This is a genomic window from Brachybacterium sp. FME24 (genome assembly GCF_014897705.1).
In the GTDB taxonomy this organism is placed as follows: domain Bacteria; phylum Actinomycetota; class Actinomycetes; order Actinomycetales; family Dermabacteraceae; genus Brachybacterium.
Window position 1 is genome coordinate 24,086 of the sequence record NZ_JABUXV010000015.1, and the last position, 22,926, is coordinate 47,011.

The window sequence follows — 22,926 nt, forward strand, 5'->3', positions numbered from 1 at the left end:
CATTCTAGGCAAAGTCCCCTGTGATTCCCCGGTACGTGCTGCGTGACATGCTTCTCCGTGCCCCGAGGTCGGGTGGTCCGAGCGGTAACGTGATCGTCATGAGCTCTTCGAACGGACCTTCAGATCTCACCGCTGAGCGCGCTCGCGACGTGGCGATCGACACTCTTCGCCTCGAGCTCGAGGCCTTGCTGCCCGGCGCTGTCGAAGACCTCAAGGATCTCGTGCGCATCCCGTCCATCGCGTTCGACGGATACGATCGCGAACCCGTGCAGCGCAGTGCCGAGGCTGTCGCAGCGCTGCTGCGCGGGGCAGGGATGACCGAGGTGAGCATCGAGTCCGTCGAGGGCGGCGCGCCTGCCGTGATCGGCAGGACGCCGGCCGCCGAGGGCTGTCCTACGGTCCTGCTGTACGCGCACCATGACGTGCAGCCCACCGGTGACGTCGCCGACTGGAGCACCGCGCCATTCGAGCCCGTCCAGCGCGGGCGCCGGCTCTTCGGCCGCGGAGCGTCCGACGACAAGGCGGGCGTCATGGCGCACGTGACCGCACTGCGCCTGGTCGGCGAGGAGCTCGCGGCCGACGGCGTCGGGGTGACCGTCTTCGTCGAGGGGGAGGAGGAGGCGGGTTCCCCGACCTTCCGTCCCTTCATCGAGGCGCACCGCGATGCCCTTGCCGCGGATCTGATCATCGTGGCGGATTCCGCCAACTGGGCGGTGGGCACTCCGGCACTGACCACCAGCCTGCGCGGTCTCGTCGACGTGGTGGTCGAAGTGCGCGCTCTGGATCATGCCGTGCACTCGGGCTTGTTCGGGGGCCCGGTGATGGATTCCCTCACCCAGCTCGCCCGGCTCCTGGCGACTCTGCACGATGACGACGGTAAGGTCGCCGTCGAGGGACTGGCGCGGGCCCAGGACCCGAGCATCGAGATGGACGAGGGGGACTTCCGTCGTGATGCGGGGGTCCCGGACGGGGTCGAACTCTCGGGCACCGGACCGCTCACGGCCCGACTGTGGACCCGCCCGGCCCTGTCCGTGATCGGTATCGATGCCCCCGCAGTCCGCGAGGCCTCGAACACACTGGTGCCGGTCTCCCGGGCGAAGGTGTCCCTGCGCCTTCCCCCGGGGGAGGATCCCGACTCCGCGATGGAAGCCCTGGTCGCGCATCTGGAGCGCCACACCCCGCCGACCGCTCAGGTCACGGTGCATCCCGGGGAGAAGGGCAGGCCGTACAGCGCCCGTCAGGATTCCCCGGCGATGGACCTTGCTCGCACCGCGCTCGGGGAGGCCTGGGGCACAGCGGCCGTGGACACCGGCCTCGGCGGCTCCATCCCCTTCATCGCGGATCTGATCGAGGTGTTCCCGCAGGCCGAAGTGCTGGTCACCGGGGTGGAAGATCCGGAGTCCCGGGCGCATGGGGTCGACGAATCCCTGCACCTCGATGAGTTCGCCAAGGTCTGCCTGGCCGAGGCGCTCCTGCTTCGCGACGCGGGCAGCCTGAATCGGGGGCGCGCGTGAGCGGCGCCGAGCGGAAACCGGGCCAGGGGAGCCCGACGGTTTCGGCCGCGACGATCCCGCTGCTGTTCCTCGGGTTGGTAATCGGCTTCTTCGCCGGATACTTCCTCCTGTGGTGGGGAGTCCTCGTCGTCATCGCTCTCAGTGCTGCGGCCTTCGCAGCGGTGATGGCAGGCAAGAGCCGCGATGCCGCAACTGCGGCGATCCTCGGCGTCCTGGCCGGGTACGGGATCCTGGTGCTGCTGGCGATCTTCCGGGGTGTTCTCTGACCGCACCGGCCCCACGCGGCGAGCTGTCCTCCGTCCGGGCGGAATCGTCGGTCGAGCTCACAGCGATCGCCGGAATGCTCCCCAGGGTGGGTGAGCGGGATCGCCCCCCGCGCCGCTCCCCGTTCCGGTCGCTCGGGGCGTACCCTGAGCTAACACGAGCTTCGAGGAGGACCTCATGACCACGCCCACCACCGAGCGGCCCACCGCGGCGCACGACGTCACCCTCACGTCCGGCGCGGCCGAGAAGGTCACGTCGCTGCTGCAGCAGGAGGGCCGGGACGATCTGCGCCTGCGGATCGCCGTGCAGCCCGGGGGCTGCTCCGGACTGATCTATCAGCTCTACTTCGACGAGCGGATGATGGAGAACGACCTCGTCTCCGCATTCGACGGCGTCGAAGTCATCGTCGACAAGATGAGCAGCCCGTACCTCATGGGCGCGGTCATCGACTTCGCCGACACGATCGAGAAGCAGGGCTTCACGATCGACAACCCCAACGCAGGCAGCTCCTGCGCGTGCGGCGACTCCTTCGGCTGATCGCTTTCCGATGGGCAGCGACTGATGCCCCTCGCGCTGGACGTCCGGGCCCGACTCGGTGACGATCTCGTCACCTGGTCGGGCCCGTTTTCTTGCCCGCCACAGCTGGGCGCAGATCACGGAGCGGTGACGGCGCGACGAGGAGGCGTGCCGATGCCATTCGCACGCCGGGAAACCCGTATGATGACAAGGTGCCGTCATCCGGCAGGCCGTGCCTGCCGTCGCCTGCTCCTCGGAGGGGGCGCGGCACTGTGGGCATGTCCTCGCCCATATCTGTACCAACTCCGCAGTTCGGGGTCGGCTCGCGCTGTACAGCGCGGCGGGCATCGAGAGCCGGAGACGACGAGTGGAAGGTCATTCCCTGTGATCCCCCAGGTCCCCCAGCGCTCGCGGCGCGGCCGCCGTATGGCGACAGCAGGCCTTGCCCTGGCCACACTGCTCCTGTCGGGCTGTACCGACGAGCAGCTGCGCGGCTTCCTGCCCGGCTACTCCGACGGCCAGGTCACGGACCAGACCGGTCGGATCACCGATCTCTGGGTCGGCGCCTGGTCCGTCCTCGTCATCGTCGGCCTCATCGTGTGGGGTCTGACCATCTGGTGCGCGATCGCCTACCGCCGCCGCAAGAACGACACCGGATTCCCGGTGCAGCTGCGCTACCACGTGCCCCTCGAGCTGATGTTCACGCTCGTTCCCGTCGTCATGGTGCTCACCTTCTTCTACTTCACCCAGCGGGACACCCGCGAGGTCGAGATGCATGTGGCAGAGCCCGACTACACGGTGAACATCGTCGGCAAGCAGTGGAGCTGGGACTTCAACTACGTCGACGACGACGTCCATGAGCCCGCGGGCGTGCAGTCCTTCGCCACCGGTGAGGAGGGTGCCGCCGAGTCCCTGCCCGTGCTGTACCTCCCGGTCGGCGAGAGGGTCGAGTTCCGCCTCGACTCGCGCGATGTGGTCCATTCGTTCTGGGTCGTGGACTTCCTGTACAAGAAGGACATGATGCCGGGCCATACCAATAGCTTCCAGGTGACCCCGACCCGTGAGGGGACCTATTCCGGCAAGTGCGCGGAGCTGTGCGGCGAATACCACTCCGACATGCTCTTCAACGTGGAGGTCGTCTCGCAGGAGGAGTTCGACGCACACATGCAGGATCTGAGGGATCAGGGCAACGAGGGTCAGCTCGGCGTGGATCTGAACCGCAACGAGGAGGAGTGGAGCATGCGCGAGAAGCATGACGACGCCGGTCCTCGCTACACCACCCCGACCACCGAGGGAGAGAACGAGTGAGCGCCGAGACGACATCCGCGCCGACCGCCCCAACGTCTGCGCGGTTCCAGAAGACCGAGGGCACCGGCCTCGGGAAGCACGTCTTCAATCTGCTCACGACCACCGATCACAAGCTGATCGGCCTGATGTACATGGGTATGGCGTTCGCGTTCTTCTCGTTCGGCGGCCTGCTGGCGCTCGGCATCCGCACGGAGCTGTGGGAGCCGGGTCTGCAGGTCGTGGTCTCCAAGGACCAGTACAACCAGCTGTTCACGATGCACGGCACGATCATGCTGCTCATGTTCGGCACGCCACTGTTCAACGGTTTCGCGAACTACCTGGTGCCGCTCCAGATCGGCGCCGTGGACATGGCGTTCCCGCGCTTGAACATGTTCGCCTTCTGGATCACGCTGTTCGGTTCGCTGATCGTGGTGGCCGGCTTCCTCACCCCGCAGGGTGCCGCGTCGTTCGGCTGGTTCGCCTACGCGCCGCTGTCGGACACCACGTTCTCCCCGGGCCTCGGCGGTGATCTCTGGGTCTTCGGATTGGCGTTGCAGGGCTTCGGCACCATCCTGGGCTCGGTCAACTTCATCACCACGATCCTCTGCATGCGCATGCCCGGCATGACCATGTTCCGGATGCCGATCTTCACCTGGAACATCCTCATCACCGCTGTGCTGGTGCTGATGGCCTTCCCGCCGCTCGCCTCTGCGCTGCTGGCGCTCGGCGCGGATCGCCGTTTCGATGCGCAGATCTTCAATCCGGAGAACGGTGGTGCGGTGCTGTGGCAGCACCTGTTCTGGTTCTTCGGGCACCCCGAGGTCTACGTGCTCGCGCTGCCCTTCTTCGGCATCGCCTCCGAGATCATCCCGGTCTTCTCGCGCAAACCGATCTTCGGGTACAAGACCCTGGTGGGCGCGACGATCTCCATCGCCGCCCTGTCGGTGACCGTGTGGGCGCACCACATGTACAGCACCGGCGCGGTGATGCTGGACTTCTTCGCCTTCATGACCATGCTCATCGCCGTGCCCACGGGCGTGAAGTTCTTCAACTGGATCGGCACGATGTGGCAAGGGTCGTTGACTTTCGAGACCCCGATGCTCTTCACGCTCGGCTTCCTGACGACCTTCATCTTCGGCGGACTGACCGGGGTGATCCTGTCGTCGCCGGTGCTTGACTTCATCATCACCGACACCTACTTCGTCGTCGCGCACTTCCACTACGTGATGGCCGGCACCGTGGTCTTCGAGATGTTCGCCGGCTTCTACTTCTGGTGGCCGAAGATGTTCGGGTACAAGCTCAGCGAGAGCATCGGCAAGCTCCACTTCTGGCTGCTGACGATCGGGTTCCACATGACCTTCCTCGTCCAGCACTGGCTGGGCGTCGAAGGAGCCCCGCGGCGGTACGTGAACTACCTGGCTGAGGACGACTTCGGCTGGCTGAACCAGGTCTCCACGATCGGCGCCGTGATCATGGGTGCCTCGACCCTGCCCTTCATCCTGAACGTGGTGCTGACGCACCTCAAGGGAAAGAAGGTCGAGGTCGACGACCCGTGGGGTTACGGAGCCTCGCTCGAGTGGGCCACGTCCTGCCCGCCGCCGCGACACAACTTCCATTCCCTGCCCCGAGTCCGCTCCGAGCGTCCTGCTTTCGACCTCCACCATCCGGAGGTGGCACTTCAGGACCACATGCTCGCGCAGGAGCCCGCAGTGAACACGAGGACCAACTGACATGAGAGCATCTGCACAGATCTTCTGGATCCTGGGAATCTTCTTCCTGATCGTCGCCATCGGGTATGGCGTGGTCACCGGCAACTATGAGCCGCTGGGCATCGAGACTGCCGGCTTCCCCGCACTGCTCGGGACCGCGGGCCTCGCCTTCATGATCGCCATGTCCCTGTCCCTGGCAGCCCGCAAGAATGATGTGGGCCCGTCCGACGACTTGGACGCGGAGGTCGCCGACCACGGAGGCGTGCAGGGCAGCTTCGCGCCGTACAGCTGGGCTCCTCTGTGGGCCGCCATCGGCGCAGGCCTGTGCTTTCTGGGCGTCGCCGCCGGATGGTGGATCTTCGCCTTCGGCGTGATCTTCTCCCTTTACGGACTCCTCAGCTGGGTCCTCGAGTTCTCCGTGGGCCAGCACGAGCACTGACCGGCGCGCCGCCTGGTCGGCTCGATCCCTTTCGGGAGGAGCCGGACCTGGTCGGCACTGCACCGACGCGAGGCGGGTTCTCGCTTTCCCCGCAACTCCCTGCCCTTCCGGGAGTTGCGGGGAAAGTGTCGTCTGAGGGTCGACGGAAGCATTTCTCGGGGCGCTCACCCGGGTGAGGATCCCGGAACGCGAGCACCCGGTTCCTCGAGGTCTCCGCGCGGTAGCACGCGTCGTTCCTTCCGTCGCAGGAACCGGGTGGCGAAATGTGGAGCTGACGGTCGGGTCGGTCAGAAGGCGTAGAAGGTGCGGAGCACCGAGGCGAGTACTGCCGGATCGGCGACGTGGGTCTGGGCCTCGACGATGCGACGGCTGCTGTCGGGAATCGCTGCTGCCACGGCGTCACCGGCGCCGTCGAAGAAGCTGTGCAGGCCCGGCATATGAGGGTCGGCAGCGCCGCCCGTGAGCACCAGTGTCGGCTGCGTGATGCGCGCCAGTTCCTCCACGGGCGGCCGCTGGTCGCCGAGGCAGGCTGCGTCGTAGGCGAGCGTGTGGGCGAGGGCTGCGGAGGTGGTCCACATCGGCGACGTCCTGCGCGCCGTGTCGATCTCCTCCTCCGAGGCACCGGTCAGGCGGCCCATGAAGAGGCCGAGTGCCACGTCGCGTGCCCCTCGGGAGAGCGCCTCGTGCAGATCAGCGACATACTTCTCCCACACCCGCACCGAATCGTCATCGGTGGCATAGGGGACGTCGTAGACAGCGATCCGTTCCAGGGCGGTTCCGCGTGCCGCGGCCAGGAGTGTCAGTGCGCCACCGGACGAAGCACCGAATGCGTGTGCGGTACCGCCCACCGTCGCGACGAGGGCGTCGATGTCCTCGATCTCGCGGTCGACGGCGTATGGCTGGGTATCTCCGCTGTCGGCCCGCCCGCGGCGGGCGTAGTTGATGACCGTGAAGTACTGGGCAAGTTCGTGCATGAGGGGTTCGTTCTCGGAGCCGTCATCCAGCCCGCCTCCCACGAGGACGACGGCGGGGCCGCTGCCCTTCGTCTCGTAGGCGATCGTGGTTCCATCGTTCGATCTGGCCGTCACCATGTTGTGCTCCTGACTCTTGTCGGTCAGGCGTGACTCGGGGACATCGAAGGAATCGAGGTCATCGTGCGCTGCCTGCGAATCGCTGGCAGGCAGGCATATCCGAGAAGAGGCCTTCGCGGCACGACGCTCGGGTGCTGCGACCGCAGCGCGAGGGACGTTCTCACAGTCACGGACAGTCGGTCATTCGACGTCCGCGGCGGTCATGCTCACTGACGCTTGCCACCGAAAACTCTCCCAGCCTAAGTCGGACAGCCGGCTATCACAACAGACGGATCGGCGACCGCCCCTCGGTCCCGTGCGATGGCGACCTGGACGTGCATCCATCCCGCGGTCCTCGGCCTGCCAGGTCCCGGCGAGGGCCTTTTCGCAGCCGGCCGGGCTGACGTCGCAGCGCGACGAGGGCGTCGGCGATCTCGTGGAGCCAGCATCGCTGCTCGCGGTCATGGGAAGGCGTCTCGCTCTGCGTACCGGAATCCGAGCGCGCCGTCCCCGACGGTGAGGACCGGGGCACGGACTCCGCGTCATGTGCGGTCCCGCAGCAGGTCGACCGGGGGTTGGGGGAGCGACTCGTGCTCCAGCTGAGATGTAGACATGCGTGAAGTAGGATACGTATGAAATCGGCAGTGGATACGGTGCGTCGCCCCGCTACCGGCTCGAGCCAGGAAGATGTCGGTGGTGGGCCGACGAGGTGCGTGAACCCCGTCGACGTCGTGACCGAGCTCCGGCAGGCACCCGCCGCTGGTCGGCGATCAACCTGCCTCGGACACGTCGCTGCGGCGCAGGGCGGTGCTAGCGTGGCTGGACGAGCTGCAGGGGCGGGGCTCCACCGTCCTCGCTCAGCGGCGCCACCGAGCATGGAGGAGGCCACCATGATGATCGGCGACGGAGCAGATCCAGTAGGGCGCGCCGAACGGGAGGTGCGGGGACTTTTCGCGGATGACCACGCGTTGGACCGGGCCATCCGATGGGCGAAGGACGTGCTTGCCCAGGACGGGCTCGACCCCGCTGCTCAGCAGCTGCGTGCCATGCGTGCGCTCAGGCGAGCGGATCGTCGCTTGAGCCTCGTCTCGGCCCGCTACCTCGTCAACGCGAGCTCGGGGCGCGCGAATCCGCGTCCGTCGTCTCGTCGGAACCCTCTGCTGCGATGACCGATTGTCGCGGCGGGCTGACGTGGCTCAGCAGCTGGTGGGTGGGCCTACGCACGTCGATTCCACGCCGCCCAGCACCCTGGGGCCGTGAGGGAGCGGATGACCGAGGGGGATCGTGAGAGCAGCCGGCGAGACGACGACGGGCCCCGGGAATTCTCCCGGGGCCCGTCGTCGTGGTGCTCTCGCACGAGTGAGTGAGAAGCTCAGCTCACGTGGCTGGCGTGGTGTGCCTTCTCTGCGGGAGTGCGATAGTCGCCGTCCGTGGCGGCGTCGATCGTGTGCTTCTCGTGGCCGGCATGCTCGAGGGCCTCGCGCAGCTCGGACGGCGTGACCGGCTCGATCCGATCCTTGAAGAAGAAGCTCGTCGCCTTCGCACGGAGCGAGGAGACGCCCTTTCCGGCCGTGAGCGGACGGTAGTCGTCGTGCTGGACCAGGATCCACCGGTCGAACTCGTCGAGCGGTTCGTGGATCTCGAGCATCTGGCCGCTGTCGGTACGCACCACGCGTGACGTCTCCGTCCCGTGGAGGGCCTTCTGACGGGCTTGCCGCTGGAGCGACAGGCACAGTCTCTTCGTGATGAAGAACAGCAGCACGGGCAGGACGAAGATGCCGATGCGGAAGGCCCACGTGAGGTCGTTGATCGACAGGTGCAGGGCGACCGCGATGATGTCGTTCGTCGCGGCCAGTGCCAGGATCAGATAGACGCTGATCCAGGAGACTCCGAGAGCGGCCCGGACCGGAGCGTTGTACGGCAGATCGTTGAGGTGGTGCTCACGGTCGTCACCGGTGACCCAGGATTCGATGAACGGGTACAGCGCGAGGACGGCCAGCAGGCCACCGTAGATCGCCATCGGGATGAGCATGTTCAGCGAGATCACGTATCCGAAGATCGTGAACTCCCATCCGGGGATCAAGCGCAGCCCGCCGTCGGTCCAGAGCATGTACCAGTCGGGCTGGGAGCCTGCGGACACGGGGGAGGGGTCATAGGGGCCATAGACCCACACGCCGTTGATCGCGGTGGTCGCCGAGATCAGCGTGATGACACCGAAGACGAGGAAGAAGAACCCGCCGGCCTTCGCGGCATAGACCGGGAACACCGGGAAGCCCACCACATTGCGCTCGGTGCGGCCTGGTCCGGGGTACTGGGTGTGCTTGTGCAGCACGAGCAGGACGAGGTGAATGGCGATCAGGCCGAGGATCATCGCCGGCACGAGCAGGATGTGGATCGTGAACAGCCGCGGGATGATGTCGGTGCCCGGGAACTCGCCGCCGAAGAGCAGCATCGAGAGGTAGGTGCCGACGATCGGGATCGCCTTCATGAGTCCGTCGATCACGCGCAGCCCGTTGCCCGAGAGCACGTCGTCCGGAAGGGAGTAGCCGGAGAAGCCCGCGACCATGCCCAGCACCATCAGGGTGAAGCCGACGAGCCAGTTGATCTCACGGGGCTTGCGGAATGCTCCGGTGAAGAACACGCGGAACATGTGCACGAAGATCGCGACCATGAACACGAGCGCGGACCAGTGGTGCATCTGGCGGAACAGCAGGCCGCCCTTGACCTCGAAGGAGATCTCGAGGGTCGATTCGAAGGCGCGCGACATGTGGGCGCCCTGGAGCGCCGTGTACGGGCCGCTGTAGGTGACCTCCTCCATGGAGGGGTCGAAGAACATCGTCAGGAACGTGCCCGAGATCAGCAGGATGACGAAGCTGTACAGCGCCACCTCACCGAACATGAACGACCAGTGGTCGGGAAAGATCTTGCGCGCGAAGAACTTGACGAAGCCGCCGCCGGCGAGGCGCTGGTCGAGCCAGTCGCCACCCACTGCGCCGAGCTTGTGCACGCGAGAGCTGCTCGCGTCGTCGGAAGTCTGCTTCCGGGAATCGGGAGTCGTGGTCGTCACGAGATCACTTGTCCTTGTGGGTGTCCCAGAAGCTGGGACCGATCGGCTCGGGGAAGTCGCCGGTGGCCACCAGGTAGCCCTCGTCGTCGACCTCGATCGGAAGCTGGGGGAGGGGGCGGTGCGCCGGACCGAAGATCACCTTGGCACCGTCGGTGACGTCGAAGGTGGACTGATGGCACGGGCAGAGCATGTGATGCGTCTGCTGCTCGTAGAGCGCGACCGGGCAGCCGACGTGGGTGCAGATCTTGGAGAAGGCGAGGACGCCCTCGACGCCGTTCGCGAGGCTCTCCTCGTTCTGACCCAGCTTGGGATCGAAGCGGACGATCACGGTCGCAGCCTTGGCACGCTCCTCCAGGAAGTGCGGCGTCTCTTCGGTCAGGCCCTCCGGCATGACATGGAAGATCGAATTCATCGCCACATCGGACAGCTTGATCGGGGTGCCGTCGTGATCGCGGGCCAGGCGCTGGCCCGGGTTCTCGCCCCAGAAGGTGTGGTGGAGCTTGTTGCCGGGCAGCGGGCCGAGGGTCGACAGCGGCGCGAGCACCGCGATCGGGAGCGCGGCGAAGGCGGCCACCATCGCCGTCACGATCACCGGACGGCGGGCGATGCCGGACTCCTCGAGCCCATCGGTGATGATGCCGACGGCGACATCACGAGTCTCGTCGGAGCTGCGGATGTCGTGCCGTTCCTCGACCATCTCCTCATCGGGCATGAGCGTCTTGGCCCAGTGCACCGCAGCGGCGCCGATGAAGAACACGGCGATCGCGAGACCGAGACCGGTGACGAGGTTCGACCACCACAGCGCCTTCGGCGTGCCCTGCTCGGCGAAGATGTTCATCCCCGACGGGGTGACCAGGAAATAGGCCGCGATGAAGATCGCTGTGCCCACCACGGACAGCAGGAACATGCCGGCGACGAGACGCTCGGCGCGCTTCGCCGCGGCGGTGGACACATCGGCCTGGCGGTGGACGTGCGGGGGGAGCCCCGGGTTCGGGAAGCCTCCACCCTCCTTCGGGGCGATCGCACTGACCCCGCGGGAGGGGGACGTACCGTCGAAATTGGTGTTCATGCTCGAATTCACTTGGCCTTCGCCCCCAGCCACACGGCACAGCCGAGGAGCAGGGACAGGATGATCGTCCAGGCGTACAGACCCTCGGTCACGGGCCCGAGGGAGCCCAGGGAGATGCCGCCGGGGGAACCGTTCTCCTCCATGGCCTCGAGATAGGTGATGACGTCGAGCTTGTCCTGGGGGGACAGGTTGGTCTCGTTGAAGACCGGCATGTTCTGCGGGCCGGTATCCATGGCCTCGTAGGTGTGCTTGGGGTCGACTCCGGTGACCGGCGGGGCGAACTTGCCGTGCGTCAGTGCGCCGCCGGCACCGGCGGCGTTGTGGCACATCGCGCAGTTGACGCGGAAGATCTCGCCACCCTTGGTGGCGTCACCCTGGGAGGTGTCGAGCTGTGACTCGTCCGGGATGGCGGGGCCGGGGCCGAGTGAGGCGACATATGCCGCCAGCTGGCGGGTCTGCTCGTCGTTCATCTGCGGGGGCTTGGCCCATGCCTGCGCACCGGAGGACTGCATCGGCATGCGGCCGGTTCCGACCTGGAAGTCGACGGCTGCGGCGCCCACACCGATGAGCGAGGGGCCGAGGGTCGAGCCCTCGGAGTCCTGCAATCCTTCACCGCTGCGACCGTGGCAGGTCGCGCAGTTGGCGAGGAACAGCGCCTCGCCGGAATCGACATCGTCCTGCGTGAAGGCCTCGGCCTGCGCAGTCTGCGGCTGGAACGCGACGTAGAGCCCGCCGGTCGCCACAAGTGCGAGCAGCAATATCACGAGTAGCGCCATCGGATGATGACGACGTGCGGCGAGTGCCTTCACGGTTCGAACCTCGATTCGTGGCGGGGACGGGCGGGGGAGGAGGAGAGGCTGGGGATCGCACCAGACCGATGGGCCTGCGCGGACGGCGCGATCAGAAGATGCTCCAGGTGAAGTCCACCGGAATGAAGTGACCGGAGTTCATCGCGGTCGACAGCGGATCCAGCAGGTACACGATGAAGAACAGGACGACCCACACGATGTCGACGAAGTGCCAGTAGTACGAGATGCAGATCGCGGAGACCTGCTCGTGCTGGGTGAACTCGTCGGCGACGAAGGAGCGCATCAGGACCAGGAGGAACGCGATCAGTCCGCCGATGACGTGGATCCCGTGGAAGCCGGTGGCGAGATAGAAGATCGAGCCGAACGGCGAGGACGACAGCGTGACGCCGTTGTGGACCAGCTCGGTGTACTCGTACGCCTGGCCGGAGACGAAGATCGCGCCCATGATGAAGGTGAGCGTGTACCACTCGATCATGCCCCAGCCGCCGATGTTGAAGATCGAGCCGGTGCGGCGCTTGCGCGGGGCGAAGGGCTTGCCGCCGGGGAACTGCCCCTCGGCGAGGAACACGCCGATCTGGCAGGTCACCGAACTCAGCACCAGGATCGCCGTATTCACCATGGCGAAACCATGCGTGAAGTGACTCTCTCCCTGCTGGAAGGTTTCCGGCGCCATGGATCGCAGTGTGAAGAACATGGCGAAAAGACCGCCGAAGAACATCAGCTCACTGGAGAGCCAGACGATCGTGCCGATCTGCGTCGGGTTGGGTCGGCCGACCGCTGGGGCAGCGGCGGCGGAGCGCTCAGGCAAGGTCGCTGTAGTCACGTCACCATTATGTCGTGTCGTCAGATTCGGTGGGCCGGTTCACGACGTGCAGGCACACCGCAGGGCTATGCCCCGGGAGGACGGGCCCAGCATATCCCTCCTGACGACCTGTCACGAACCGGGACACGCGCCCGATCACCCCAGGTGACCGGCACATGCGGGCACCGTGACTGATCTGTGATCCGATCCGTGACCGGAGCGACGCTCACGGGGTGGCAGGTGAGATCATCGGAGTATGAGCGAGAACATCCCGACCTGGTCCACGATCACGTCGCGCCTCGTGCGCGGCGAGGAGCTCGACGTCTTCGAGGCATCGTGGGCGATGGATGAGGTCATGTCCGGCAATGCGACAGCGGTGCAGCTCGCGGGGTTCCTGGTCTCCCTGCAGGCCAAGGGGGTCAGCAGCGGTGAGCTGGCAGCTCTCGCCGATTCCATGGTGTCGCACGCCCGGCCGGTGCAGGCCCCCGAGCGGTCGATCGACATCGTAGGAACTGGCGGAGACCTCGCGCAGACGGTCAACATCTCGACCATGGCGTCGATGATCATCGCGTCGACCGGTCGGCCCGTCGTGAAGCATGGCAACCGCGCCTCGACGTCGAAGTCCGGCTCCGCGGATGTGCTGGAGGCGCTCGGGGTGCGGCTGGAGCTGCCGGTGCCTGCGATCGAGGAGCTGGTGGGCAAGATCGGCATGACGTTCCTGTTCGCGCAGGTGTTCCATCCCTCCATGCGCTATGCCGCCGAAGCACGTCGCGGCCTGGGGATCCCTACGGTGATGAACATCCTCGGACCGATCACCAACCCGGCCAGACCGCAGGCGAGTGCAGTCGGCGTCGCGGATGCGACGATCGCCCCCACGGTCGCCGACGTCTTCGCCTCCCGGGGGACGAGCGCCCTGGTGTTCCGGGGACAGGACGGCTTGGACGAGCTCACCGTGACCGCTGCGTCGGACGTGTGGGAGGTGCGCGGCGGCGAGGTGCGCGAGCACGTGCTGGATCCTCTGCGACTGCTGGGGATCCCCCGCAGCGGTCAGGAGGTCTTGCGTGGTGGTGACGCCGAGGAGAACGCTCAGGTCGCCCGGGACCTCTTCGAGGGAGTGCGCGAGGGGCGCATGGAGCCGATCCGCGATGCGGTGCTGCTGAATGCGGCGGCCGGAGTGCTCGCCTTCGACGGCATCGGGCAGAACGCGGAGGACGGCTGGGAGGATCGCTTCGTCGAGGCCTTCGCGGAGGCCCGGGAGGCGCTGGATTCCGGTCGCCCTGCCCAGTTGATCCGGCGATGGGCTGCGGCTTCGCAGGAGGCCTATGAAGCGGGTACCCCAGGCGCAGTGGGGACAGCCGGATCCTGAGCCGGATCACCCTCGCGGTGCCCGCACGGCGCCGGGTACGTACCACCCCGGAACGCGCGAGCGCCCCGACCTGCCTCGGTCGGGGCGTCGTCGTGCAGCGGTCCACACAGCCGCCGGCCAGGCTCTCTCAGCCGTCGATGCCCAGATCGAACGCGGCGTCGAGATCTCGCTTGGAGTATGTCTTGAACGCGATGTTCGTCGATGTGTCCAGCACTCCGGTGACCTTGCTGAGCTGGTCGGCGATGACGCCGGCGAGGTCCTCGTGGGCGCGCACCCGCACCACGGCGATGAGGTCGACGTCACCGGTGACGGAGTAGACCTGTTCGATGCCCTCCAGATCGACGATCGCCTCGGCGACCTCGGGGATTCGGGAGGACTCGACGACGATCGAGACGAGGGCGGTGATCATGACTTCTCCTTGGGTTGGGCGCCGATCGCGCCGGGACGTGTGCACCGAGCCTATGCCTGTGCCGGTGGTGCGGTTCGCGCGAAGCGCTCCGCGAGATGCTCCGCGTCGAAGCGAGCCCGGGCCGGCTGCTGCCACGCACCGTCGGCGAGGACGGTGCGCACGCCGTCCCCCTCGAGCCAGGTGAGCAGGATCTCGGTCTCCTGGTGGTATCCCTGGCACATCGGTGCGGCGAGGTCCGTCTCCCCGGTGCCGGTGAGCGCCAGGGATCGGGCGGTGGCGACCGGGTCGGCGTGCGCGGGGACCAGGGCAGTCCCGGCGAAGCGACCGTGACGAACAGCCAGCAGTTCCCATCCTCGGGCGTCGATCACCGGGTCGGAGCTGGGGCGCGCTGCGACCAGCAGCGGCACGGCCCCGATCGCCCGCAGGCGGGCTGCACGCCGGGCCGCGGCGAGGAAGGCCAGAGTCAGCCTCTGCAGCTTCTCGGCGTCCTCGTAGCGACCGGCCGCGACATGGATGCGCAGACGTTCTGCGACGTGGTCGAGGACCTGCCGAGGATCCGTGAGCATCGCGCGGCGGAGGGTGTCCCGGTGGCTCGACGCCGGACTCAGGGTGCGGCGGGCGCCCTGTTCGAAGGAGGCCCCGCGGCCGAGCACCGCATCGGCCAGCAGACCACGCATCGGCTCGACGTCATGTCGGGAGGCGAGTGGGCCGATCTGGGCGGACCCGTCGTCCTCCGGGCGGGCGAGCCGTGCGGCCCGCAGCCCTTCGGTGCCGGTCCCGAGACGCAACCACAGCGCCTTCTGCGGGGTGAGCCCATGCCGGTTCGACGGAGGCTTCTCCCGTCCGATGATCCTCAGCTCACGAATCGCCGCCTCGGTCGCCGTGGTGCATTCGATGATCCGGATCGAGGCGGCACGCGGCAGCATGTCGAGCACCTTGCGCCGGGTCTCCGCGGCCGTGAAGTAGGTGCGAACTCGCGAACGAAGGTTGCGGGACGTCCCCACGTAGAGCACCGCGTCCTGCTCATCGAGGAACTGGTACACGCCCGGGACGGAGGGGATGTCGTCGGCCAGATGCTTCTTCCGCAGTTGGGCGGGAGAAGCTCGGCGATGCGCGGAGGTCAGGTCCTCGAGGGTGGTGGCCCCCTTGGGGCCCAGCCTGTCGATGATCGCATGGAGCACATCGACCGTCGCCCGGGCATCCGACAGGGCCCGGTGGTCCGGGGTGATGCTCGCACCGACGTGAGCAGCGAGTGTCGAGAGCTTGTGGTCGCGCACCTCGTCGCGCCGGAACACCGTGCGCGCGAGGGCGAGAGTGTCGAGCACCTGGGGCCGGGGCCACCCGATGTCGCAGCGGGCGGCCTGGGCGGTCAGGAAGGAGAGGTCGAATCGTGCGTTGTGCGCGACCAGCGCGGCGTCCCCCACGAAGTCGAGGAACATCGGCAGCACCGTGGAGATGGGCGGGGCGCCGGCCACGGACGCGTCCGTGATGCCCGTGAGCGAGGCGATGTACGCGGGGATCGGACGCTCGGGATCGACGAAGGTGCGGAATTCCCCGAGCACCTCGCCGCCACGCACCTTGACCGCGCCGATCTCCGTGATCGCATCTGCCGAGGGATTCGTGCCGGTGGTCTCGAGGTCGACGACGACGAGGGTGGCATCCACGAGCGGGGTGCCGAGATCGTCGAAGCTCAGTTGGCGGCGCGCGGACATGCCCGCAGACTACGAGGCGGCCCTGACGGTCGGGCAGGAGCGCGGGGCACGCGCTCCCGCCCGACCTCGAGGTAACGGGTCGTGGCCGTGCAAGGACCGGTCGAGCTGGTCGCCGTCGCGCTCAGGCGGCGGGCTTGGACTGCGAGTAGATCTTCTCGATGATCGGTGCCATGTCCTTGACCACGACGTTCCGCTTGAGCTTCAGCGAGGGGGTCAGGTAGCCGTTCTCCTCGGTGAAGTCGGAATCGATCACTTCGAAGGCACGGATCGACTCCGCCCGGGAGACGGACTGGTTGGCCCTGTCCACGACCGTCTGCAGCTCGGCGAGGACCGTGGGGTCCTGGGCGGCCTCCGCCACGGTCATCTCCGGCAGGTTGCTGTTCTTGAGCCAGGTGGGCAGCATCTCTGCGTCGAGCGTGAGGATCGTGGCGACGAACGGTCTCTGGTCGCCGATGACGACGCACTGGCTGACCAGCGGGTGCGCACGGAGCTGGTCCTCGAGCTGCGCGGGGGAGATGTTCTTGCCCGCGGCGGTCACGATGACCTCCTTGCTGCGACCGGTGATGGTCAGGTCGCCTTCGGAGTCCAGGGAACCGAGGTCGCCGGTGCGGAACCAGCCGTCCCTCATGGTCTCTGCGGTGGCCTCGGGGTTGTTGTGATAACCCTTGAAGACCATCACCCCCTTGACCAGGATCTCTCCGTTGTCGTCGATGGCGACCGTCGAGCCCGGCAGCGGCGGGCCGACGGTCCCCGGCGTCACCGCCCACGGAAGATTCACGCAGATGGGTGCGGTGGTCTCGGTGAGACCGTAGCCCTCCAGGATCGTCACGCCGATACCGCGGAAGAAGTGGGCCAGACGGGCACCGAGCGGGGCGCCGCCGGAGACCGCCCAGCTGACGTCGCCGCCCATCGCCTCGCGCAGCTTGCCGTAGACCAGCTTGTCGAACACCGCGTGCTTGGCCTTGAGGACCAGCGGCACCTTCCCGGCGGCCAGCGCCTTCGAGTAGGCGATCGCGGTCTCGGCGGCGGTCGTGAAGATCTTCCCGCGGCCGCCGGCGATGGCCTTGGCCTCGGCGCCGTTGTAGACCTTCTCGAAGACCCGCGGAACGGCGAGCAGGAAGGTGGGCTTGAACGCCGCGAGATCCGGCAGCAGGTTCTTCGTGTCCGGCGTGAACGCCGTCGTCACCGGCCAGGAGGCGGTGAGCACCGAGATCAGGCGGGCGAAGACGTGCGCCATCGGCAGGAACATCAGTACTCGGGCCCCGGGAGGCAGCACCTCTTTGCCGAGGAGGTTCAGGGCGCTCCGGGTGGTGTCCACGAAGTTCGAATGGGTGAGCTCGGCACCCTTGGGGCGCCCGGTGGTGCCCGAGGTGTAGATGATCGTGGCGACGTCCTCGAGGGTGCGGGAGGTGCGGCGGGCCTCGAGGTCCGCGTCGCTCACTTCGGAGCCGCGCTCCTTGAGGTCATCGAGCACGCCCTCGTCGATCACACCGATGTGCTCGAGCGCGGGCAGCTCGCCCCGCACGGACTCCATGTCCTCCTTGTGCCGGTTCGCCTCGACCAGCGCGAAGCGGGCCCCGGCGTCGGAGGCGATCCATTGGATCTGGCTGGGGGAGGAGGTCTCGTAGATCGGCACGCTCACACCGCCGCTCCACCACACGGCCCAGTCGGCGAGGGCCCATTCGTACCGGGTGCGCGAGAGGATCGCGACCACGTCCCCGGAGTGCAGTCCCGAGGCGATCAGCCCTTTGGCGACCAGCTTGACCTCGTCGATGAAGTCGGCGGTGGACAGGGGGCGGTAGCTGCCATCGGGCTGCGTCAGTTCGAAGATCGGGACGGACGGGTTCGAGCGGAGCCGCCCGAGAAGCAGATCCGTGGTGTTCTCGTCGGGTCGACTCACGTGCTGGGGGGCAGTCGTGAACTGCTTCATCGAATCTCCTTCGATCCGGGCGGAGCGCGTGTGCGACAGGGTGGGCGCCTGCCCGGACGCGCTGGTGGGGTCGCCCCGATCTTACGACAGCGCCACCTACGATAGGTCCCGACAGGCTGGATGGCCGGGGTATCGGAATGAAGCGATCATGCGTGATCGAGAAGGAGCAGCATGCTCTCCATCGGAGTGGACATCGGCGGCACGAAGATCGCGGCCGGAGTGGTCGACGAGGACGGCGAGATCATCGCCGCGACCACCCGGAGTACTCCCGCCACGGATGCCGAGCTGATCGAGGCGGGCGTGGCCGATGCGGTGGCCGAGCTGCGGGCGAGCCACGATGTGGTCGGCGTCGGCGTCGGCGCCGCCGGATTCGTCAGCGCTGATCGTCGCGTCGTGAAGTTCGCGGCGAACCTCGCATGGCGTCAGCGCCCCTTGGCCGACGAGCTCGAACGCTTGACCGGTCTGCCGGTCGTGGTGGAGAACGATGCGAATGCGGCTGGTTGGGCCGAGTACCGATTCGGTGCGGCGACCGAGGCGAAGAACATGCTGATGGTCACCGTCGGCACCGGACTGGGCGGTGCGATCGTGCTGGACGGGCAGCTGATCCGCGGAGGGGACGGTTTCGCCGGCGAGGTCGCGCACATGACCGCGGTGCCCGACGGTCAGTGGTGCGGCTGCGGCCGCAAGGGTTGTCTCGAGCAGTACACCTCCGGGACCGCGCTGGTCCGCACCGCCAAGCGCCGCGCCTCCGCGGGCGATCCGCTGCTGGGCCCGCTGGTGCAGGCCGCCGGTGGGGCGAAGAAGGAGATCGACGGGCCGTTGATCACGCGACTCGCACAGCAGGGCGATCCCGGTGCGTGCGAGCTGATCGCGGAGCTCGGCACCTGGCTGGGGCTCGGCATGGCGTCGATCTCCTCGCTGCTGGATCCCGAGGTGATCGTCGTCGGCGGTGGCGTGGCGGCGGCAGGGGACCTCCTGCTGGATCCGGCCGGCAGCGCGTACGCCGCGAACCTGACTGCCCGGGCTCACCGCACGCTCGCGCCATTCGTGCTCGCGAACATGGGGAACCGGGCCGGGATCGTCGGGGCCGCAGATCTGGCGCGCTGAACCTGCTTGAGACCGCAGCCTGCTGACTCGCGCGCGCGACGACGCGCGACGACGACGGAGCCGTCAGACCTCGGCCCCGTTGTCATCCCCGTCCCGGGATCGGGGAACCCGTATGAGCAGGGAGACCACGCCGCCCACGGCGGCGAGTCCGCCCACGGCGCCGAGGATGCTCGGCACGGTCGGGGTCACCGTGGCCACGAGCATCAGCAGGAATCCGCCGATCAGCGCGGTCCAGGACCACAGGGCCCCTGAGGAAGGCTGCGGCAGATCAGGGTCCGGCGGTTCGAAATCTCCGTAGATGACCTCGTCGTCGTCGAGCTCTCGAGGGCCGGCGGCACCTCGCAGACCGTCGATCCCGTCGCGAGCCCCGGCCGAGGGATGCGCAGCGCGCGCTCGGGCCCGGGATTCCGCGCTCGGGGCCTCCGGCGGGGAGTCCGCGCTGTAGGACCAGAGGTCGTCGTCGGCCACGCCTGTGCCCGGGGCATCGGAGTCCCACGGGTCGACAGGGTCCTGCGCGGCGGGCTCACGGGGAGCCTCACCGGGGCGCAGCACCATCCCCTCATCCTCGAGCATGCGGGCGAACTCGGCGTCGACGTCCCGCGGGTCCTGCGCGCTGCCGGGCTCCAGGCTCATTGCTGTGCCCCCGCGAGGTGGGGCACGTGCTCCTCGAGGAAGCGCGCAGAGGCATCCAACAGGCGCTGGGCATCGTGATCGAGCGGAGCCAGGTGGTAACTGCGCGTGAGGGAAAGTCGCTCCACCGAGCCGTGCACCCCGGCGGCGACGAGTTCACTGTCCGTCGGCGGGACCGTGTGGTCGACGCTCGAGGTGGCCAGCAGCAGCGGCGCCTCCACGGCGCCGAGCCCCCGGCGGGTACGCCGGAACAGCCGGTTCAGCTGGGCGACGGCGCGCAGCGGCGTCCGCTCGTACGCCTCTTCGATGACTCCCTCCTTCGCGACGTTCGATCCGATCCCCGGTACCGTGCGCAGCAGCGGGGCGATGAGCTCGGCGAAACCCGCCGCGGCGGGCAGGGTCATCCCCGGATTCACCGCCACGAGCGCCGAGATGCGGCCGCGGAGCTGGGGGTCCTGCGCGAGGGCGAGGGTGAGCGCGCCACCCATCGACAGTCCGCCCACGGCGATCGGCCCGCACCGATCCGAGAGCTCGAGCGCCGCATCGCGAACGTGCTCGTACCAGTCCTGCCATCGGTACCTGGTCAGGTCCTGCCAGGTGGTCGCGTGTCCGGGCAGGAGGGGGAGCTCGACGGCCCACCCGCGTGCCGCATGATCCTCGGCCCAGGGCCGCATCGACTGCGGCGACCCCGTGAATCCATGGCACAGGAGCAGACCGCCGCGCGGGATAGAGTGACCTCGCGCGCGCCAGGGGCGGGACAGTTCGCTGAACGCCATGGGTACATCGTCGCACCCGCGCGCGCCAGGTTCGTCCCACCTTGCTCTGCGGATTGCTCTGCGGAGCGTGCACTCCAGGAGCTCACCGTGCTGTACGAGATCGCCAAACCCCTCGTCATGGCCGTGGCGAGGGTGCTCTGGAATCCGACGATCAGCGGGGTCGAGAACATTCCGGATGACGGACCGGTCATCATCGCCTCGAACCATCTGGCCTACTGCGACAGCGTCTTCCTGCCGGGGCAGGTGCGCCGATCGATGCACATCCTGGGGAAGTCGGACTTCTTCTCCGGGCGATCCCCGGCGAACAAGGTCATCGCCCAGGTGATGCGCGGACTCCACGTGATGCCTGTGGACCGCACCGGTGGGAGCGCCTCGCGTTCGGCGATCGACGCCGGCCTTCACGTGCTGCGCGCGGGCAAAGTGCTCGGCATCTATCCGGAGGGCACCCGCAGTCCCGATGGCCGGCTCTATCGGGGGAAGACCGGCGTGGCTCGTTTCGCACTGGCCACCGGGACCCCGATCGTCCCGGTGGCGATGCTCGGTGCCCATGAGGCGCAGCGCGGACGGAAGTACTTCCCGCGGCGCACGCCCCGGATCCATGTGGTGCTCGGGGAGCCCCTGGATGGCCGGGCGATCGCACGCACGCTCGAGTCGGCCGAGGAGGCGGCTGTCCTGCGAGGCGTGACCGATGCGGTCATGGATCGCATCCAGGAGCTGTCCGGCCAGGAGCGCAGCGATGAGTACGCCGCGGACGTCAAGAGACGGATGAGGGCTCAGGCGCAGTCGCCCGCCGGAGACTCGGAGCCCGACGCGAGGAGGTGAGTCGATGGGGTGACCTGTGGGGGGCATGGATCGTCGGTGCCCCCTCGGCCACTCCGACGTCGAACTGTGGTCCCGCCCACTGGAAGCTGTCCGCTGCGCGCGCTCCCACTGCGTACTCTGAAGGGGTGACTCAGTACAGCTCCGATGCCCCCGCCCGCGCCCACGCCTTCTCGCTGTCCTCGGCCGACGACGGCCTGGCAGCTCTCGGTGCGTGGCGCGAGTATCCGCGGGTGCAGCAGCCGGTCTGGCCCGATGAGGCCGAGCGTGCGAAGGTCTTCGAGGATCTGCGCTCCGCCCCGCCGCTGGTCTTCGCCGGCGAGGTCGACGTGCTGCGAGACCGCGTCGCGGCAGCTGCTCGCGGGGAGGCGTTCCTGCTCGCGGGTGGGGACTGCGCAGAGACGTTCGCCGATTCCACCGCGGATCGCATCCGCAACAAGATCCGCACGATCCTGCAGATGTCAGCCGTGCTCACCTACGGTGCTTCTGTGCCGGTGGTGAAGATGGGACGCATGGCCGGCCAGTTCGCCAAGCCGCGCTCCTCCGCCGAGGAGACCATCGATGGGGTGACCCTGCCGACCTACCGCGGTGACGCCGTCAACGAATACGCCTTCACTCCCGAGGCACGGATCCCGGATCCGAAGCGACTGTGGCAGACCTACACGACCAGTGCGTCGACGCTGAATCTGCTGCGCGCCTTCACCGGCGGCGGATTCGCCGACCTGCGGGAGGTGCACTCCTGGAATCGAGGCTTCACCTCCGGCACCGGGTACGACCGGTACGAGGAGCTGGCCGGCCAGGTCGACAAGGCGATCCGTTTCATGGACGCGATCGGGGCGGACTTCGACGCCCTCAAGGTCGTCGAGTTCTACGCCTCCCATGAAGCGCTGCTGCTGGATTACGAGGAGGCCCTGTCCCGGATCGACTCCCGGACCGGGGAGATCTACGGCTGCTCGGGCCACTTCCTGTGGGTCGGGGAGCGCACCCGCCAGCTCGACGGTGCGCACGTGGATTTCATGGCCCGCCTGCGCAATCCGATCGGCGTCAAGCTCGGCCCGAACGCGTCGGTCGATGATGCGCTGCGTCTGGTCGACACCTTGGACCCCGAGCGTGAGCCCGGTCGTCTGACGTTCATCACCCGTATGGGAGCCGGGAAGATCCGTGACCGTCTCCCGGCGCTGGTCGAGGGCGTGCGCGACGCTGGCGCGCAGGTCGCCTGGGTGACCGATCCGATGCACGGCAACACGATCACCTCGTCCAACGGGTACAAGACCCGCCGCTTCGAGGACATCCTCGACGAGGTCGTCGGCTTCTTCGAGGTGCACCAGAGCCTGGGCACGATCCCGGCCGGGCTGCACATGGAGCTCACCGGCGACGACGTCACCGAGGTGCTCGGCGGCGCCGGAGAGATCGATGAGGAAGGTCTGACCCGGCGCTACGAGACCCTGGTCGATCCGCGTCTGAACCACCAGCAGTCCCTCGAACTCGCCTTCCTGGTCGCGGAGATGCTCTCGCGCCGCTGAGTCGATCGACGTGCCCGGTCCGAGGACTGCAGGACGCCGTCGGTGCCTTCCCACCGGGAGGTGCCGGCGGCGTCCTGCACTGCTCCCCGGGAAGCAGGCAGAATCGAG

Annotated in this window: 21 protein-coding genes; 11 read left to right on the plus strand and 10 right to left on the minus strand. The window is 67.7% G+C overall.

All coding sequences use genetic code 11. The features are described 5' to 3' along the window. The first annotated feature begins 98 nt into the window (after window positions 1-98). The 6 genes from INT51_RS16290 to INT51_RS16315 all read left to right on the plus strand — a co-directional run bounded on the left by INT51_RS16290 (window position 99) and on the right by INT51_RS16315 (window position 5,729). Window positions 99-1,514: a dipeptidase gene (locus INT51_RS16290; RefSeq protein ID WP_193106393.1), complete on the plus strand. Its 1,416-nt coding sequence runs from the start codon at window positions 99-101 to the stop codon at window positions 1,512-1,514. Further along, window positions 1,511-1,780 (plus strand): hypothetical protein, encoded by a 270-nt coding sequence (locus tag INT51_RS16295; protein WP_193106394.1) that lies wholly within the window; start codon window positions 1,511-1,513, stop codon window positions 1,778-1,780. Before INT51_RS16290 ends, INT51_RS16295 begins: the two co-directional genes overlap by 4 nt. Before the next feature lie 175 nt (window positions 1,781-1,955). Then, a complete protein-coding gene (locus INT51_RS16300) occupies window positions 1,956-2,315 on the plus strand; it encodes an iron-sulfur cluster assembly accessory protein (RefSeq protein ID WP_193106395.1) in 360 nt (119 codons plus the stop codon). Between the two features lie 363 nt (window positions 2,316-2,678). Then, complete coding sequence (gene coxB / locus INT51_RS16305) at window positions 2,679-3,602, plus strand: cytochrome c oxidase subunit II (protein ID WP_193106396.1); 924 nt, start codon at window positions 2,679-2,681, stop codon at window positions 3,600-3,602. Beyond that, on the plus strand, window positions 3,599-5,311 hold the full coding sequence (gene ctaD / locus INT51_RS16310) for a cytochrome c oxidase subunit I (protein ID WP_193106397.1): 1,713 nt from the start codon (window positions 3,599-3,601) through the stop codon (window positions 5,309-5,311). Before coxB ends, ctaD begins: the two co-directional genes overlap by 4 nt. 1 nt (window position 5,312) lies before the next feature. Further along, on the plus strand, window positions 5,313-5,729 hold the full coding sequence (locus tag INT51_RS16315) for a cytochrome c oxidase subunit 4 (RefSeq protein WP_193106398.1): 417 nt from the start codon (window positions 5,313-5,315) through the stop codon (window positions 5,727-5,729). A 287-nt stretch (window positions 5,730-6,016) separates the two neighbouring features. Here INT51_RS16315 and INT51_RS16320 read toward each other — a convergent pair whose 3' ends face one another. Beyond that, the gene (locus INT51_RS16320; protein ID WP_193106399.1) at window positions 6,017-6,820 is read right to left on the minus strand and encodes an alpha/beta fold hydrolase; all 804 of its coding nucleotides are present in this window, start codon (window positions 6,818-6,820) and stop codon (window positions 6,017-6,019) included. Between the two features lie 869 nt (window positions 6,821-7,689). Here INT51_RS16320 and INT51_RS16325 point away from each other — a divergent pair. Next, window positions 7,690-7,968, plus strand: a complete 279-nt coding sequence (locus INT51_RS16325; RefSeq protein WP_193106400.1) for a hypothetical protein — start codon at window positions 7,690-7,692, stop codon at window positions 7,966-7,968. A 203-nt stretch (window positions 7,969-8,171) separates the two neighbouring features. Here INT51_RS16325 and INT51_RS16330 read toward each other — a convergent pair whose 3' ends face one another. The 4 genes from INT51_RS16330 to INT51_RS16345 form a co-directional block, all read right to left on the minus strand. Beyond that, the gene (locus tag INT51_RS16330) at window positions 8,172-9,866 is read right to left on the minus strand and encodes a cytochrome bc complex cytochrome b subunit (protein WP_193106401.1); all 1,695 of its coding nucleotides are present in this window, start codon (window positions 9,864-9,866) and stop codon (window positions 8,172-8,174) included. A 4-nt stretch (window positions 9,867-9,870) separates the two neighbouring features. Further along, a complete protein-coding gene (locus INT51_RS16335; RefSeq protein ID WP_193106402.1) occupies window positions 9,871-10,935 on the minus strand; it encodes a ubiquinol-cytochrome c reductase iron-sulfur subunit in 1,065 nt (354 codons plus the stop codon). A gap of 8 nt (window positions 10,936-10,943) precedes the next feature. After that, on the minus strand, window positions 10,944-11,744 hold the full coding sequence (locus INT51_RS16340) for a c-type cytochrome (RefSeq protein WP_193106403.1): 801 nt from the start codon (window positions 11,742-11,744) through the stop codon (window positions 10,944-10,946). A 91-nt stretch (window positions 11,745-11,835) separates the two neighbouring features. Beyond that, entirely contained in the window at window positions 11,836-12,567 is a 732-nt protein-coding gene (locus INT51_RS16345; RefSeq protein WP_193106404.1) for a heme-copper oxidase subunit III, read from the minus strand. A gap of 235 nt (window positions 12,568-12,802) precedes the next feature. Between INT51_RS16345 and trpD the strand changes: the two genes are divergently transcribed. Next, the gene (gene trpD / locus INT51_RS16350) at window positions 12,803-13,912 is read left to right on the plus strand and encodes an anthranilate phosphoribosyltransferase (RefSeq protein WP_193106405.1); all 1,110 of its coding nucleotides are present in this window, start codon (window positions 12,803-12,805) and stop codon (window positions 13,910-13,912) included. A gap of 127 nt (window positions 13,913-14,039) precedes the next feature. Here the strand turns inward: trpD and INT51_RS16355 are convergent, their stop codons facing one another. From INT51_RS16355 to INT51_RS16365, 3 genes are all read right to left on the minus strand, one after another. Next, the gene (locus tag INT51_RS16355) at window positions 14,040-14,321 is read right to left on the minus strand and encodes an Lrp/AsnC family transcriptional regulator (RefSeq protein WP_193106406.1); all 282 of its coding nucleotides are present in this window, start codon (window positions 14,319-14,321) and stop codon (window positions 14,040-14,042) included. A gap of 50 nt (window positions 14,322-14,371) precedes the next feature. Next, on the minus strand, window positions 14,372-16,033 hold the full coding sequence (locus tag INT51_RS16360) for a DEDD exonuclease domain-containing protein (protein WP_193106407.1): 1,662 nt from the start codon (window positions 16,031-16,033) through the stop codon (window positions 14,372-14,374). A 121-nt stretch (window positions 16,034-16,154) separates the two neighbouring features. Beyond that, a complete protein-coding gene (locus INT51_RS16365) occupies window positions 16,155-17,963 on the minus strand; it encodes a long-chain fatty acid--CoA ligase (RefSeq protein ID WP_193106408.1) in 1,809 nt (602 codons plus the stop codon). Window positions 17,964-18,134: 171 nt separating this feature from the next. Here INT51_RS16365 and INT51_RS16370 point away from each other — a divergent pair, with 171 nt between their 5' ends. Further along, window positions 18,135-19,070 carry an ROK family glucokinase gene (locus INT51_RS16370; protein ID WP_193106409.1) on the plus strand — a complete coding sequence of 312 codons (936 nt, stop codon included), beginning with the start codon at window positions 18,135-18,137 and terminating at the stop codon, window positions 19,068-19,070. Between the two features lie 63 nt (window positions 19,071-19,133). On the opposite strand, the gene INT51_RS16375 is transcribed toward INT51_RS16370, so the two are convergent. Further along, window positions 19,134-19,703, minus strand: a complete 570-nt coding sequence (locus tag INT51_RS16375) for a hypothetical protein (protein ID WP_193106410.1) — start codon at window positions 19,701-19,703, stop codon at window positions 19,134-19,136. After that, complete coding sequence (locus INT51_RS16380; RefSeq protein ID WP_193106411.1) at window positions 19,700-20,476, minus strand: carboxylesterase; 777 nt, start codon at window positions 20,474-20,476, stop codon at window positions 19,700-19,702. The genes INT51_RS16375 and INT51_RS16380 overlap by 4 nt, the downstream gene beginning before the upstream one ends. An 87-nt stretch (window positions 20,477-20,563) precedes the next feature. Here INT51_RS16380 and INT51_RS16385 point away from each other — a divergent pair, with 87 nt between their 5' ends. Then, the gene (locus INT51_RS16385; protein WP_193106412.1) at window positions 20,564-21,298 is read left to right on the plus strand and encodes a 1-acyl-sn-glycerol-3-phosphate acyltransferase; all 735 of its coding nucleotides are present in this window, start codon (window positions 20,564-20,566) and stop codon (window positions 21,296-21,298) included. A gap of 125 nt (window positions 21,299-21,423) precedes the next feature. Beyond that, entirely contained in the window at window positions 21,424-22,818 is a 1,395-nt protein-coding gene (locus INT51_RS16390) for a class II 3-deoxy-7-phosphoheptulonate synthase (RefSeq protein WP_193106413.1), read from the plus strand. Window positions 22,819-22,926: the final 108 nt, after the last annotated feature.

Excerpts from the sequence above, each read along its gene's own strand:
- INT51_RS16315 (WP_193106398.1), top strand. The coding sequence starts at position 5,313 with ATGAGAGCATCTGCACAGATCTTCTGGATCCTGGGAATCTTCTTCCTG.
- INT51_RS16360 (WP_193106407.1), bottom strand. The coding sequence starts at position 16,033 with ATGTCCGCGCGCCGCCAACTGAGCTTCGACGATCTCGGCACCCCGCTC.
- INT51_RS16320 (WP_193106399.1), bottom strand. The coding sequence starts at position 6,820 with ATGGTGACGGCCAGATCGAACGATGGAACCACGATCGCCTACGAGACG.
- INT51_RS16380 (WP_193106411.1), bottom strand. The coding sequence starts at position 20,476 with ATGGCGTTCAGCGAACTGTCCCGCCCCTGGCGCGCGCGAGGTCACTCT.
- INT51_RS16355 (WP_193106406.1), bottom strand. The coding sequence starts at position 14,321 with ATGATCACCGCCCTCGTCTCGATCGTCGTCGAGTCCTCCCGAATCCCC.
- INT51_RS16375 (WP_193106410.1), bottom strand. The coding sequence starts at position 19,703 with ATGAGCCTGGAGCCCGGCAGCGCGCAGGACCCGCGGGACGTCGACGCC.
- INT51_RS16365 (WP_193106408.1), bottom strand. The coding sequence starts at position 17,963 with ATGAAGCAGTTCACGACTGCCCCCCAGCACGTGAGTCGACCCGACGAG.
- INT51_RS16370 (WP_193106409.1), top strand. The coding sequence starts at position 18,135 with ATGCTCTCCATCGGAGTGGACATCGGCGGCACGAAGATCGCGGCCGGA.
- INT51_RS16335 (WP_193106402.1), bottom strand. The coding sequence starts at position 10,935 with ATGAACACCAATTTCGACGGTACGTCCCCCTCCCGCGGGGTCAGTGCG.
- INT51_RS16300 (WP_193106395.1), top strand. The coding sequence starts at position 1,956 with ATGACCACGCCCACCACCGAGCGGCCCACCGCGGCGCACGACGTCACC.
- trpD (WP_193106405.1), top strand. The coding sequence starts at position 12,803 with ATGAGCGAGAACATCCCGACCTGGTCCACGATCACGTCGCGCCTCGTG.
- INT51_RS16325 (WP_193106400.1), top strand. The coding sequence starts at position 7,690 with ATGATGATCGGCGACGGAGCAGATCCAGTAGGGCGCGCCGAACGGGAG.
- INT51_RS16290 (WP_193106393.1), top strand. The coding sequence starts at position 99 with ATGAGCTCTTCGAACGGACCTTCAGATCTCACCGCTGAGCGCGCTCGC.